The organism is Mesorhizobium sp. WSM4306, from assembly GCF_007003975.1.
Lineage (GTDB): Bacteria > Pseudomonadota > Alphaproteobacteria > Rhizobiales > Rhizobiaceae > Mesorhizobium.
The window spans coordinates 22,482-35,439 of record NZ_VFTC01000015.1; the positions used below are offsets into that span (position 1 = coordinate 22,482).

Sequence of the window (12,958 nt, forward strand, 5' to 3'; positions counted from 1 at the left end):
GCGATCAGAAACGCTCGCGATAGGCGCGCGGATTGGTGCCCAGCACGCGCAGAAACCCGCGCCGCATCGTTTCTTCCGAGCCGAAACCGCAGCGGCGTGCCGTCTGGTTGACGGGCTGTCCCCGCTCCAGCATCCGTCGCGCCGCCTCGATCCGGATTTCCTCGATCGCGCGGGCAGGTGTCCGGCCCGTGGCCTCGCGATAACGCCGCGAGAAACTGCGCGGGCTCATATTGGCGTGGTCGGCCAACTGCGCCAGCGACAGGTCACCGGCCAGATTTTCGAGGATCCAGCCATGCAGCCGATCGAAGCGCCCATCGCCTTGCTGCAGCTTGAGGGTCTGGCTGAATTGCGCCTGGCCGCCGGGACGTTTCAGGAAGACCACCAACTCGCGCGCCACCGCGAGCGCCGTATGCCGGCCAAGGTCTGCCTCGACGAGGGAGAGGGCGAGATCGATCCCCGCCGTTACGCCGGCGGACGTCCAGACATTGCCGTCACGGATGAAGATCGGATCGGGTTCGAGGCGGACTGCTGGAAAGCGCCGGGCGAACTCCGCGCAACGTCCCCAGTGGGTCACGGCGCGACGGCCGTCGAGGAGGCCCGCCTGCGCCAGCAGCATGGCGCCGCTGCAGACCGAGGCGATTCGCGTGGCATCGCGCGAGCGCCTGGCGATCCATTCGACCAGCTCGGGATCGTCGCAGGCCGCGTTGACGCCCCATCCGCCGGGCACGATCAACGTATCGATCTCACCTCCGTGTGTCGGCAACGCTGAGGCCTCCAGCACGAGGCCGGCCGATGTCCTGATCCGCGGCGAGGCGGCAACGACCGTGACCTCGTAGGGCGCTGGTTCGCCGGTCTGCCTCTTGAGGTCGTTGGCGCTGGCAAAAACCTGAAGCGGTCCGCTGACGTCGAGGAGCTGGATGTCGGGATAGGCAAGCACTTCGATACGGCGCATTGGGTTTTGGCCTGAAACGAGGGGTGAATGGCAATCGTGCCAAAACATGATGCCCTAGATTGCCTGAAGTCAACCACGGAGATTTCCATGACCCTTCGTTTCGGCATCCTCGTATTCCCCAACGTCCAGCAGCTCGACCTCACCGGTCCCTATGAAGTCCTGGCAACAGCCAAGGGCGCGGAAGTGGAATTGATCTGGAAGGATCGCAATCCGGTGATGTCCTCGACACGGCTGTCCCTCACGCCAACGGCGACCTTCGACGATTGCCCGCCTCTCGACGTGCTGTGCATTCCGGGCGGAGGCGGCGTCAACCCGCTGCTGGAGGACCAGACAGTCCTCGATTTCGTCTGGGAGCGCGCGGCACAGGTGCGCTACATCACCTCGGTGTGCAGCGGGGCGCTGGTGCTCGGCGCGGCCGGGCTGCTCAAGGGCAAGCGGGCGACCACGCACTGGTATGCGCATGATTTCCTTGAAGAGTTCGGGGCGATCCCGGTCGATGAGCGTATCGTGGAGGACGGCAAGCTGATCACCGCCGGCGGCGTCACTTCCGGGATCGATTTCGGGCTGGCGCTGGTTGCAAGGCTGCTTGGACAGGAGGAGGCCGAGATCGTGCAGCTCTCGCTCGAATATGCCCCGGCTCCTCCGTTCCAGTCGGGGACGCCTGCCGAGGCTTCGCCTGCCGTGCTGGCGCAGGCAAAGGAGCGGCTCGCGGGTTCGAGGCGGGTTCGCGAGGAGATGTTTGCGCGCTGGCGCGCCGCTCGCGCAGCCGCCGAACCGGCGCGCATCCACGGCTGAAGCGGCAGGGCCGAAGGCGCACATGGTCGTCCTTCGGCCCAGCTGCGTTTCCGCTGTTGACACGTCTGTTCGTCTGTGCAGAAATTGGTTGGACCATTGAACCACTTTGAGTTTGCACAGGCGTGACCGAATTCAGCCTTCCGCCGATCCAGACGACGGCCCGCGACGATGCGGTGCTGAAGGCGTTGGCCGGCTTCGTCATGCGCGAGAAGCTGGAACCCGGCGAGAGATTGCCGACCGAACGCATCCTCGCCGAGCGCCTGAAGGTCAGCCGCAACACCGTGCGCGAGGCGCTGACGCGCTGGGAAGGGCTTGGCCTGGTCGAGCGCCGTCAGGGCTCGGGCACCTACCTCAAGGCCGCCGTCTCGCTCGACATGCTGCACATGCCGCTGACGCTCGCCGGCGGCAATGACTTCACCGGGCTGATGCGCACGCTGGAAATCCGCCGCGCACTGGAAGCGGAAGCCGCCGCGCTTTGCGCCGTCCGTGCCGACGAGGACGATCTCGCCGAGATCGAACGCAAGCTCGACATCATGGAGGAGGAGTTTCTCAACCGGGCCGGCATGTCGTCGGAAGAGGACTGGGAATTCCATCAGGCGATCTACCGCGCCTGCGGCAATCCGCTGTTCGAGCAGATCATCGCCGCCATGCACGAGCTGTTCCACCGCTTCTGGGAACATCCGCTCGGCGTGCGTGATTTCGGCCATGCCAGCTTTCCCTACCACCGCACCATGTTCAACTGCATCGCCGCGCACGATCCGGAAGGCGCCCGGGCCGAGGCGCTGAAGCTGATCGCCACTGTCGAGGACGACCTGAAGCGCGGTGCGGCCAACCTCAAACTTTCGGACCGCAAATGAACGAGCACAGCTTCGACCCAGGCATTTCCGGCAGCGACTATCTCGCCGAAGCGGCGACGCTTCTGGCGCATGACGATCCGTTTCCCGGCAATGCCGTCGTGCCGCCGATCTACCAGACCTCGCTGTTCACTTTCGGCAGCTATGCCGAGATGGCCGACACCTTTGCCGGCCGCCGCAAGCAGCCGATCTATTCGCGCGGCGACAATCCGACGGTGATGGAGTTCGAGTCACGCGTTGCAGCCCTTGAAGGTGCGGAAGCCGCGCGCGGCTTTTCCAGCGGTATGGCCGCGATCAGCTCCACGGTGCTTGCCTTTGTCGGCGCCGGCGAGCGCATAGTCGCGGTGCGCAACTGCTATGGCGACGCCTACAGGCTGTTCGAGCGGCTGTTCCCACGTCTGAACATCAAGGTCGATTATGTCGACGGCTCGGATCCGGACGCGATTGCGGCGGCACTGCCCGGCGCGAAACTGCTTTATCTGGAAAGCCCGACCTCGATGATGTTCGAGCTGCAGGACATCGCGCATCTGGCGCGACTGGCGAAAGAGCAGGGCATCGTCACCACCATCGACAATTCCTGGGCGACGCCGGTGTTCCAGAAACCGATCCTGCACGGCGTCGATCTGGTGCTGCACTCCGCCTCCAAATATCTCGGCGGCCACAGCGATACCGTCGCCGGCGTGGTGGCGGGCTCGGCCGCCCACATCAAGCACATCAACGACCAGACCTATTCCCAGCTCGGCGCCAAGCTGTCGCCCTTTGAAGGTTGGCTGCTTTTGCGCGGCCTCCGCACGCTGCCGCTCAGGCTGCCGCATCACATGAAGAGCGGGCTGACCATCGCCGAGCGACTGAAGGCACATGACAAGGTCGAGCGGGTCAATCATCCCGCCTATTCCAACCACCCCGGCAAGAAGACGCTTGCCGGCTATGCCGGGCTGTTCTCCTTCGAAGTGACGGAGGATGTCGACATTCCGGCTTTCGTAGATGCGCTGAAATTCTTCCGCATCGGCGTCAGCTGGGGCGGCCATGAAAGCCTGGTCGTGCCGGCAAAGGCCTCGCTCGAGCAGACGCCGGGTCTCAATTCGATGGCGCGCTTCGGCGTCAGCCCCCGAACCATCCGCTTCAATGTCGGATTGGAAAGCGTCGAAGACCTCTGGGCCGACATCGCCCAGGCCTTCGACAAAGCAAAAAAATAACTGGGTTCAAAATGGGAGTTCTGAACATGAAAAGACTGACAGTCATGCTTGCCACAGCTGCCGGCCTGGCGATTTCCGCCAGCGGCGCGCTGGCGGACACCACACTCAAGCTGGTCGAGGTCATCACCAGCCCGCAGCGCACCGAATTCCTGAAGAAGCAGATCGCCGAGTTCGAGGCCGCCAATGCGGGCGTCAAGGTCGAGGTGGTCTCGCTGCCCTGGGGCCAGGCGTTCGAAAAATTCCTCACCATGGTGCAGGCCGGCGATACGCCCGACATCGTCGAGATGCCGGAGCGCTGGATGGGCCTCTACGCCACCAACGGCCAGCTCGAGGATCTCGGCCCCTACATGGCCAAATGGGACGACGCCAAGACGCTCGGCGAGCGCGCCAAGCAGTTCGGCTCGACCGTCAACAACACCCAGTTCATGATCCCGTACGGCTATTATGTGAACGCACTGTTCTGGAACAAGAAGCTGTTCAAGGAAGCCGGTCTCGACGGCCCGCCGGCGACGCTCGACGACTTCATTGCCGATTCAAAGAAGATCTCGGCCATCCCGGGCAAGTACGGCTATTGCCTGCGTGGCGGGCCGGGCGCCTTCAACGGCATGCACATGTTCATGAACATCGCTCAGGGCAAGGGTGGCTACTTCAACGAGGACGGCACCTCGACCATCAATGAGGAAGGCTCGGTCAAGGGCCTGCAGATGCTGGCTGACATGTACAAGGACGGGCTGGCGCCGAAGGATGCGGTGAGCTGGGGCTTCAACGAGACCGTCACCGGCTTCTATTCCGGCACCTGCGCCATGCTCAACCAGGATCCGGACGCGCTGATCGGCATTGCCGACAAGATGAGCGCCGACGATTTTGCCGTGGCGCCGCTGCCGGTCGGACCGAGCGGCAAGTCCTATCCGACGCTGGGCTATGCCGGCTGGGCGATGTTTGCCAATTCGCAGCACAAGGACGATGCCTGGAAGCTGATGGCGACGTTGTTGTCGCCGAAGGACAATCTGGAATGGGCCAAGGAAGTCGGCGTCGTGCCGATCCACAACGGCGCCGACCAGGACGCCCATTTCAAGACCGAGCAGTTCAAGGGCTGGTTCACCGAGCTCAGCGACACCTCCAAATATGAAATGGTGACGCCGCCGACGCATCTGGAGAACCTCGGCAACTTCGTCGACCAGGTGGCGATCAAGAATTTCCAGGAAGTGCTGCTCGGCCAGAAGTCGGCCAAGGACGTTGCCGATCAATGGGCCGCGTTCCTGACCAAGGAACAGCAGGACTGGCTGGCCAAGAACAAGAAGTAGGCGCGTCTTCTTCCTTCTCCCCGTTTACGGGGAGAAGGCGGGATGAGGGGCAGCGCGAGCACCCCAAGGCTGGCGCTGCCCCTCATCTGCCTGCCCGTCCTCCGCCACAGCTGCGCTGCAGCTTTGGAGGGTGGACCGGCATCTTCTCCCCGCAAACGGGGAGGACGCTTGTCGCCAATCCCGGCGCTCCTCCAGGAGACGATTCAGCACCCGATGACCTATGCCGTGTCCGAAATACGATCCGCAGGCCGGCCTCGAAAGAAGCGGCTGACGCATGCCGCCATCGAGCCCTGGCTTTATCTCTCGCCGGCGATTGTTCTGCTGGTCGTGGTGCTGCTGGTGCCGCTGATCATCGGCATCAGTTATTCCTTCCGCAAATTCTCCGCCTTCAAATCCGAATATGTCGGCCTTGGCCAATATGAGGCGATGCTCTCCGACCAGGTGCTGGGGCAGGCGCTGGTCAACACGCTGTGGTGGACCGTCGCCAGCCTGTTCTTCCAGTTCTTCCTCGGGCTTGGCCTGGCGCTGCTGCTCGACAAGCCGTTTGTCGGGCGCAAGTTCGTGCAGGCGGTGGTGTTCCTTCCCTGGGCGGTGCCGTCCTTCCTGTCGGGCCTGACCTGGGCATGGCTGTTCAACCCGATCATCGGGCCGCTGCCGCATTGGCTGTTTGCCCTCGGCCTGAAGGCAGAGCCAACCAATGTGCTGTCCGATCCGGCCACCGCCATGTGGGGGCCGATCGTCGCCAACATCTGGTTCGGCATCCCGTTCTTCGCCATCACGCTGCTGGCGGCGCTGAAGTCTATCCCGTCGGAACTGCATGAGGCGGCGGCCATAGACGGTGCCTCGCCGTGGCAACGTTTCACCAAGGTGACGCTGCCTTTCCTGGCGCCGACCATCGTCATCACCGTCATGCTGCGCACGATCTGGATCGCCACCTTCGCCGATCTGATCTTCGTCATGACCGAAGGCGGGCCGGCCGGCTCGACCAGCACGGTGCCGGTCTATATCTATGTCAGCGCCTTCAAGTCGCTGGACAAGGGCTATGCCTCGGCGGTCGCGGTGCTGCTTTTGGTCCTGCTCATCGCTTATGCGATCGCGCTGATCGCCATCCGCCGCTTGCTGGTGAGGCACGTCTGATGATCGCCGGACGCTCCACCTCCTCGCGCATCTTCAGCGGCATCGGCCTCTACGCGGCGATTGCGACCTACATGATCTTCGCGCTGTTCCCGATTTTCTGGACGCTGAAGATTTCTGTGACGCCGGAGCGGCTGCTCTATTCCGAAGGCATCACTTTGTGGCCCTCGGAAACGACATTCCACAACTTCATCACCGTGCTCGAAGCCTCTGATTTCCCGCGCTATTTCCTCAACAGCGTCATCGTGTCGGTGTCGACAGCGGCATTCGTCACCGTCATCGCCACGCTCGCCGGCTACGCCATGTCGCGCTTTACCTTTCGCGGCAAGGCGACATTGGCGATCATGCTTCTGCTGACGCAAACCTTCCCGCTGGTGATGGTCATCCCGCCGATCTATCGCGTCATGGGCGAGCTTGGCCTGACCAACAGCCTGGTCGGCCTGATCATCATCTATACCGCCTTCAACACCGCCTTCGCCACCTTCCTGATGCAGTCCTTCTTCGACGGCATTCCCAAGGACTTGGAAGAGGCCGCGATGATCGACGGCTGCACCCGGGCGCAGGCGATGCGCAAGGTGATCGTGCCGCTGACACTGCCCGGCATGGGCGCGACGCTCGGCTTCGTCTTCACCGCCGCCTGGAGCGAATTGCTGTTCGCGCTGATGCTGATCTCCAGCGACGACCAGAAGACGTTCGCCGTCGGCTTGCTCACTTATATCGGCAAGTTCGCCGTCGACTGGGGGCAGATGATGGCGGCGTCGATCCTGGCGCTGATCCCGGTCTGCATCTTCTTTGCCTTCCTGCAACGCTATCTCGTCACCGGCCTCACCGCCGGCGCGGTCAAAGGATAATCGATGGCTTCCGTCACGCTGCAAAAAGTCGAGAAGGATTACGGGTCGCTGCGCATCCTGCACGGCGTCGATCTCGAGATCGCCGATGGCGAGTTCGTCGTGCTGGTCGGCCCGTCCGGCTGCGGCAAGTCGACCTTGCTGCGCATGATTGCCGGGTTGGAAGAAGTCTCGGGCGGCGAGATCCGTATCGGCGAGCGGCTGGTCAACGACGTCGCGCCGAAGGACCGCGACATCGCCATGGTGTTCCAGTCCTACGCGCTCTACCCGCATATGGATGTGTCGTCGAATATGGGCTTCAGCCTGCTTCTGAAGAAGGCGGAGAAAACGACGATCGACGGCAGGGTGGGTGCGGCCGCAAAGCGGCTGGGGCTCGACAGTTTCCTTGGCCGCCTGCCGCGGCAATTGTCCGGGGGGCAACGCCAGCGCGTGGCGATGGGCCGCGCCATCGTGCGCGATCCCAAAGTGTTCCTCTTCGACGAACCGCTCAGCAATCTCGACGCCAAGCTGCGCGTGCATATGCGCGCCGAGATCAAGGCGCTGCACCAGCAGCTGAAAACCACTTCGGTCTACGTCACGCACGACCAGATCGAAGCCATGACCATGGCCGACCGCATCGTCGTCATGCATGACGGCTATGTCCAACAGGTAGGCCATCCGCTCGAACTTTACGACCGGCCGGTCAACACCTTCGTTGCCGGTTTCATCGGCTCGCCCGGCATGAACTTTTTGCCGGCGACCGTCGCCAAGGCTGGCAAGGTGGATGCGGTGCTGGCCGACGGGCAGAAGCTGAGATTGCCCGATGGTCTGCCGCTCAAGGATGGCGACAAGCTAACTGTCGGGTTGCGGCCGGAACACATCCAGCTCTCCGAGGATGGTCCGCTCAAGGCCGAGGTCGAAGTGGTTGAGCCGCTCGGCCTGTCGACGCAGTTCTATGTCAGGTTCGCGGGGCAGCTGGTCTGCGTCTTCGTCATGGGGCGCAGTACCATCCGGCCGGGCGACACGGTGCGGCTGTTCGCCGATCCGGCGGCGCTGCACCTGTTCGATCCGGAAAGCGGCAACCGCATTGGGTGAGAGTGCCTGAAGCAGGCAGTCCCTCCTACCGGTGGTTGCCCAGGCTGGCGTACATGCCGGTGGTGCGGAACTGCGTCGGGTTGATGCCGTAGAGCCGGCGGAAGACTTTTGAAAAATAGTTGGCGTCCTCGAAGCCGCACAATATGGCGACCTCCTTGACAGGCAGGAAATCGGCCCTGGTCAGAAGTTTCGCCGCCCGCTGCAGCCGCTGCTGCAGCACGAATTCGGCCGGCGGAATGCCTTCGCTCTCGGCAAAACAGCGCGAGAAATGCGCGCGGCTGAGGCCACTGATTTGAACGAGGTCGGCCACCGGCAAGGGCTTGTCGAGATTGGCGTTGATATGATCGATGACCGGCTGCATGGCGCTCTGTTTCTCGGTGAAGGCGTGCGAGCCGAAGACATCGTCATAAAGCGCCATCGCCGCCTCATAGGCGATTGCCGAAGCCGACCCCGGCGAAGCGCCGCCCTTGATCAGGCGCAGGCTGCAATCGGCGAGATGATCGACCGTCTCCGGCTGCAGCCGGAACACCGGCCCGGATACGCTAAGAATGGATTTGTGGATGCGCAGCGCCTCCTCGCCATTCATCGAGATCCAGAAATATTCCCAGCGGTCGCCTTTCTCCAGCCAGTAGCGATGGTTGTGCGGCACCAGCACCAGCAGTGTGTCGTTGGCCTGCAGGCGGTAGTTGCGGTTCTCATAGCGAAGCTGGCCGGTGCCGCTGATCGTGTGCTGCAGCACGGTAAATGGTGTCTGGCCGCGCTTGCGCCCATCCCAGTCGTAGGTCACGCTTTCGCGCACCTCATAGCCGGTGCTGGTCGGCATGGCATGCAGGCGCTGGCGGCCGCGCGGCAGCGAGATGGTGCGCATCAATTGTCCGTTGGCGATCAGATCGCGTAGCACAAAATTACCCTCGAAAGCATAATCGTTCTCTGGCCGCGCCCTGGAATAACGGCATAATCCAAATCCTGAGAACGCGAAAGACCCGCGGTCGAGGAGCGGGCGGGAGGAGAAAGAGCCGGAAATCCGGCTTCAATGGCATGCGCGCCTTGGCGCGCCGCCATATGCTCCTCCTTTGCTCCTTGCCTGGCATTCGATTGGATCGAGGTGAAGGTGATGAGTTTCAAAATCGCTATTATCGGCGCCGGCAGTGTCGGCTTCACCAAGAAGCTGTTCACCGACATTCTGTGCGTTCCGGAATTCAGCGACATCGAATTCGCGCTGACCGATCTCAGCGAACACAATCTCGGGATGATCAAGGCTATCCTCGACCGCATCGTCGAGGCCAACAAGCTGCCGACCAAGGTGACGGCGACCACCGACCGCCGCAAGGCGCTGGAAGGCGCGCGCTATGTTATCAGCTGCGTGCGGGTCGGCGGGCTCGAGGCCTATGCCGACGACATCCGCATTCCCTTGAAATACGGCATCGACCAGTGCGTCGGCGACACGATCTGCGCCGGCGGCATCCTCTACGGCCAGCGCAACATTCCGGTCATCCTCGACTTCTGCAAGGACATCCGCGAACTCGCCGAGCCGGGCGCGAAATTCCTCAACTATGCCAACCCGATGGCGATGAACACCTGGGCGGCGATCGAATATGGCAAGGTCGATACGGTCGGCCTCTGCCACGGCGTCCAGCACGGCGCCGCACAGATCGCCGAAGTGCTCGGCGCCAAATCGCCTGGCGAACTCGACTATGTCTGCTCCGGCATCAACCATCAGACCTGGTTCATTGACCTCCGCCTCAACGGCCGTAAGATCGGCAAGGACGAGCTGGTCGCCGCCTTCGAAGCGCATCCGGTGTACTCGCAGCAGGAAAAACTGCGTATCGACGTGCTGAAGCGCTTCGGCGTCTATTCGACCGAAAGCAACGGCCACCTCTCCGAATATCTGCCATGGTATCGCAAGCGGCCGGACGAAATCACCCGCTGGATCGACATGTCGGACTGGATCCACGGCGAAACCGGCGGCTATCTCCGCTACTCCACCGAGACGCGCAACTGGTTCGAGACGGAGTTCCCGCAATTCCTCGAAGCGGCGTCGAAGCCGCTCGACGCGTCGAAGCGCTCCAACGAGCACGCCAGCCACATTCTCGAAGCGCTGGAGACGAACCGCGTCTATCGCGGCCACTTCAACGTCAAGAACACCGGCATCATCACCAACCTGCCGCAGGACGCCATTATCGAGTCGCCCGGCTTCGTCGACCGCTTCGGCATCAACATGGCTTCCGGCATCACACTTCCGGAAGCGTGCGCGGCCACCTGCATTTCGTCGATCAACGTCCAGCGCATGTCGGTGCATGCGGCGATATCAGGCGACATCGACCTGTTGAAACTCGCCGTGCTGCACGATCCGCTGGTGGGTGCGGTGTCGACACCGGAGGAGGTCTGGCAGATGGTCGACGAGATGGTTGTCGCCCAGGCGCGCTGGCTGCCGCAATATGCCGAGGCCGTGCCGGAGGCGAAGGAACGGCTTTCGAAATCGAAGGTCAAGACCCGCGACTGGGCGGGAGCGGCGCGGCGCAATGTGCGCTCGATCGAGGAATTGCGCGCCGAAAAGACGGCGCTGAAACAGGCCGGCTGAGAATGCTTGCAGGCGGACCGCGGGAGGCCGGCTCGCCGATCAGTCGTCGTGAAGTGATGCAGGCAGCAGCAGACGTCGAAACATCTGGGAGGAGACTATGAGGAACTTTCGCAGAATTCGCATTCTCGCCGGGCGCAGAATTGGCATTCTCGCCGGCATGGCGCTGAGCGTCTCGGCATCGGCGCTCAGCAGCGCATACGCATCGGAGCCGACTGTGCCGCCGGTGCCGGCGCAGTTTCCAGCCGAGGGCAAGATCAAATACGTCGCCCGCGATTCCATCCTGGAATTCAAGGCGCTGCCCGAATATCACGAGCCCGACTGGGTCACCGAGAAATACGTCAAGACCGGCAAGCTGCCACCGGTCAAGGATCGCTTGCCGAAGGAGCCGCTGGTGTTCAAGACCAGCAACATGGCGGACGGCATCGGCGTCTATGGCGACACCATGCGCCACGTCATTGGCGGCCGGCCGGAGGGCTGGAACTATGGCGCCGGCCAGACGCAAGGATGGGGCGGCATCGACATCGGCCTCTCCGAATGCCTGACGCGCACCGCGCCGCTGTTCCAGGTCGAGGCCAAGGACACCGAGCCGCTGCCGAACCTGGCCAAAAGCTGGGACTGGTCGAAGGACGGCCACACGCTGACGATGCACCTGGTCGAAGGCGCCAAATGGTCTGACGGCGTTGCGTTCAATGCCGACGATGTCATGTTCTATTGGGACGACGAAGTGGTCGATCCCAATGTCTCGCCGTTGAACGGCGCCACAGCGGAAACCTTCGGTGTCGGCACGACACTGAAGAAGATCGACGACTACACCGTCGAATGGACGTTCAAGGACGCCTTTCCCAAGCAGTATCTCTATGCCATGGCCTATGGCACTTTCTGCCCCGGCCCCGCGCATATATTGAAACCGCAGCATCCGAAATATTCGAAGAACACCTACGATCAGTTCAAGAATGCCTTCCCGCCGGAATATATGAATATGCCGGTGATGGGCGCCTGGGTGCCGGTGGAGTATCGGCCCGATGACATCATCGTCCTTCGCCGCAATCCCTACTACTGGAAGGTCGACGAGAAGGGCAACCAGCTGCCCTATCTCAACGAGCTGCACTATAAACTGTCGACCTGGGCCGACCGCGATGTCCAAGCTGTTGCCGGGGCCGCCGATTTCTCCAATCTCGAGCAGCCGGAAAACTTCGTCGCTTCGCTGAAGCGCGCGGCGGACAAGGACGCACCGGCCCGGCTCGCCTTCGGCCCGCGCCTGATCGGCTACAATCTGCGCATGAATTTTTCCGCCAATGGCTGGGGCAATCCGGACGAACGCGGTCAGGCGATCCGCGAGCTCAACCGCAACGAGGACTTCCGCAAGGGCATCACCATGGCGCTCGACCGCAAGGCGCTCGGCGACTCGCTGGTCAAGGGTCCGTTCACCGCCATCTACCCCGGCGGCTTTTCCTCCGGCACCAGCTTCTATGACCGCAACTCGACCGTCTACTACCCCTTCGATCTCGAAGGCGCCAAGGCGGAGCTCGCCAAGGCCGGCCTCAAGGATACGGACGGCGACGGTATCGTGAACTTCCCAGCCGGCACCGCCGGCGGCAAGGATGTCGAGATCGTGATGCTGGTCAACAACGACTACACCACCGACAAGAGCCTTGCGGAAGGCGTCGTCGGGCAGATGGAGAAGCTGGGCTTGAGGGTCGTGCTCAACGGCCTCAATGGCACCCAACGCGATGCCACACAATATTCCGGCCGCTTCGACTGGCTGATCCGGCGCAACGAGCAGGAGCTGACCTCCGTCGTGCAGAATACTGTGCAACTCGCTCCCGTCGGCCCCAAGACCAGTTGGGATCACCGCGCGCCGGAAAGCGGCCAGGTCGACCTGATGCCTTTCGAAAAGGATCTCGTCGACATCGTCAACAAGTTCGTCTCCTCGTCAGACAATGACGAGCGCGCCAGCCTGATGAAGGAGTTCCAGAAGATCTCTACCGAGCATGTCTACAATGTCGGCCTAACGGAATATCCCGGCGCCTTGATCATCAACAAGCGCTTCTCCAACATCCCGCAGGGAACGCCGATCTTCATGTTCAACTGGGCCGAGGATTCGATCGTGCGCGAACGCGTGTTCGTTGCCGCCGACAAGCAGCAGAAATACGAACTCTTTCCCGAGCAGCTTCCTGGCAAGCCCGGCGACAAGGGCCCGACAAACTGAGTTTCCTCCCC

Annotated in this window: 12 protein-coding genes; 9 read left to right on the plus strand and 3 right to left on the minus strand. The window is 62.5% G+C overall.

Features of this window, described 5'->3' with window-relative positions:
- Positions 1-4: 4 nt before the first annotated feature.
- Positions 5-952 (minus strand): GlxA family transcriptional regulator, encoded by a 948-nt coding sequence (locus FJV77_RS18380; protein ID WP_142868182.1) that lies wholly within the window; start codon positions 950-952, stop codon positions 5-7.
- An 87-nt stretch (positions 953-1,039) separates the two neighbouring features.
- Here FJV77_RS18380 and FJV77_RS18385 point away from each other — a divergent pair, with 87 nt between their 5' ends.
- From FJV77_RS18385 to ugpC, 7 genes are all read left to right on the plus strand, one after another.
- Positions 1,040-1,747 carry a DJ-1/PfpI family protein gene (locus tag FJV77_RS18385; RefSeq protein WP_142868183.1) on the plus strand — a complete coding sequence of 236 codons (708 nt, stop codon included), beginning with the start codon at positions 1,040-1,042 and terminating at the stop codon, positions 1,745-1,747.
- A gap of 122 nt (positions 1,748-1,869) precedes the next feature.
- The gene (locus FJV77_RS18390) at positions 1,870-2,604 is read left to right on the plus strand and encodes a FadR/GntR family transcriptional regulator (RefSeq protein ID WP_142868184.1); all 735 of its coding nucleotides are present in this window, start codon (positions 1,870-1,872) and stop codon (positions 2,602-2,604) included.
- Entirely contained in the window at positions 2,601-3,797 is a 1,197-nt protein-coding gene (locus FJV77_RS18395) for a PLP-dependent transferase (protein ID WP_142868185.1), read from the plus strand. Before FJV77_RS18390 ends, FJV77_RS18395 begins: the two co-directional genes overlap by 4 nt.
- A gap of 26 nt (positions 3,798-3,823) precedes the next feature.
- Positions 3,824-5,101, plus strand: a complete 1,278-nt coding sequence (locus FJV77_RS18400; RefSeq protein WP_142868186.1) for a sugar ABC transporter substrate-binding protein — start codon at positions 3,824-3,826, stop codon at positions 5,099-5,101.
- A 213-nt stretch (positions 5,102-5,314) separates the two neighbouring features.
- Entirely contained in the window at positions 5,315-6,238 is a 924-nt protein-coding gene (locus FJV77_RS18405; protein ID WP_142868187.1) for a sugar ABC transporter permease, read from the plus strand.
- Entirely contained in the window at positions 6,238-7,086 is an 849-nt protein-coding gene (locus tag FJV77_RS18410) for a carbohydrate ABC transporter permease (RefSeq protein ID WP_142868188.1), read from the plus strand. The genes FJV77_RS18405 and FJV77_RS18410 overlap by 1 nt, the downstream gene beginning before the upstream one ends.
- Before the next feature lie 3 nt (positions 7,087-7,089).
- Positions 7,090-8,157, plus strand: a complete 1,068-nt coding sequence (gene ugpC / locus FJV77_RS18415) for a sn-glycerol-3-phosphate ABC transporter ATP-binding protein UgpC (RefSeq protein ID WP_142868189.1) — start codon at positions 7,090-7,092, stop codon at positions 8,155-8,157.
- Between the two features lie 25 nt (positions 8,158-8,182).
- On the opposite strand, the gene FJV77_RS18420 is transcribed toward ugpC, so the two are convergent.
- Together FJV77_RS18420 and FJV77_RS18425 are read right to left on the minus strand one after the other, a co-directional pair.
- On the minus strand, positions 8,183-9,025 hold the full coding sequence (locus tag FJV77_RS18420) for an AraC family transcriptional regulator (RefSeq protein ID WP_142868284.1): 843 nt from the start codon (positions 9,023-9,025) through the stop codon (positions 8,183-8,185).
- Positions 9,026-9,042: 17 nt separating this feature from the next.
- Positions 9,043-9,282 (minus strand): hypothetical protein, encoded by a 240-nt coding sequence (locus FJV77_RS18425; RefSeq protein ID WP_142868190.1) that lies wholly within the window; start codon positions 9,280-9,282, stop codon positions 9,043-9,045.
- Between FJV77_RS18425 and FJV77_RS18430 the strand changes: the two genes are divergently transcribed.
- Positions 9,272-10,738, plus strand: a complete 1,467-nt coding sequence (locus tag FJV77_RS18430) for an alpha-glucosidase/alpha-galactosidase (RefSeq protein ID WP_142868191.1) — start codon at positions 9,272-9,274, stop codon at positions 10,736-10,738. The two genes, FJV77_RS18425 and FJV77_RS18430, sit on opposite strands and share 11 nt — an antisense overlap.
- Before the next feature lie 97 nt (positions 10,739-10,835).
- Positions 10,836-12,947, plus strand: a complete 2,112-nt coding sequence (locus FJV77_RS18435) for an ABC transporter substrate-binding protein (RefSeq protein WP_142868192.1) — start codon at positions 10,836-10,838, stop codon at positions 12,945-12,947.
- The last annotated feature ends 11 nt before the right edge of the window (positions 12,948-12,958 follow it).

What these genes read in the sequence shown, in the direction of transcription:
- FJV77_RS18420 (WP_142868284.1), bottom strand. Translation starts at nt 9,025, where the DNA reads ATGCGCACCATCTCGCTGCCGCGCGGCCGCCAGCGCCTGCATGCCATG.
- FJV77_RS18435 (WP_142868192.1), top strand. Translation starts at nt 10,836, where the DNA reads ATGAGGAACTTTCGCAGAATTCGCATTCTCGCCGGGCGCAGAATTGGC.
- FJV77_RS18430 (WP_142868191.1), top strand. Translation starts at nt 9,272, where the DNA reads ATGAGTTTCAAAATCGCTATTATCGGCGCCGGCAGTGTCGGCTTCACC.
- FJV77_RS18400 (WP_142868186.1), top strand. Translation starts at nt 3,824, where the DNA reads ATGAAAAGACTGACAGTCATGCTTGCCACAGCTGCCGGCCTGGCGATT.
- FJV77_RS18395 (WP_142868185.1), top strand. Translation starts at nt 2,601, where the DNA reads ATGAACGAGCACAGCTTCGACCCAGGCATTTCCGGCAGCGACTATCTC.
- FJV77_RS18380 (WP_142868182.1), bottom strand. Translation starts at nt 952, where the DNA reads ATGCGCCGTATCGAAGTGCTTGCCTATCCCGACATCCAGCTCCTCGAC.
- FJV77_RS18385 (WP_142868183.1), top strand. Translation starts at nt 1,040, where the DNA reads ATGACCCTTCGTTTCGGCATCCTCGTATTCCCCAACGTCCAGCAGCTC.
- FJV77_RS18405 (WP_142868187.1), top strand. Translation starts at nt 5,315, where the DNA reads ATGACCTATGCCGTGTCCGAAATACGATCCGCAGGCCGGCCTCGAAAG.
- FJV77_RS18410 (WP_142868188.1), top strand. Translation starts at nt 6,238, where the DNA reads ATGATCGCCGGACGCTCCACCTCCTCGCGCATCTTCAGCGGCATCGGC.
- ugpC (WP_142868189.1), top strand. Translation starts at nt 7,090, where the DNA reads ATGGCTTCCGTCACGCTGCAAAAAGTCGAGAAGGATTACGGGTCGCTG.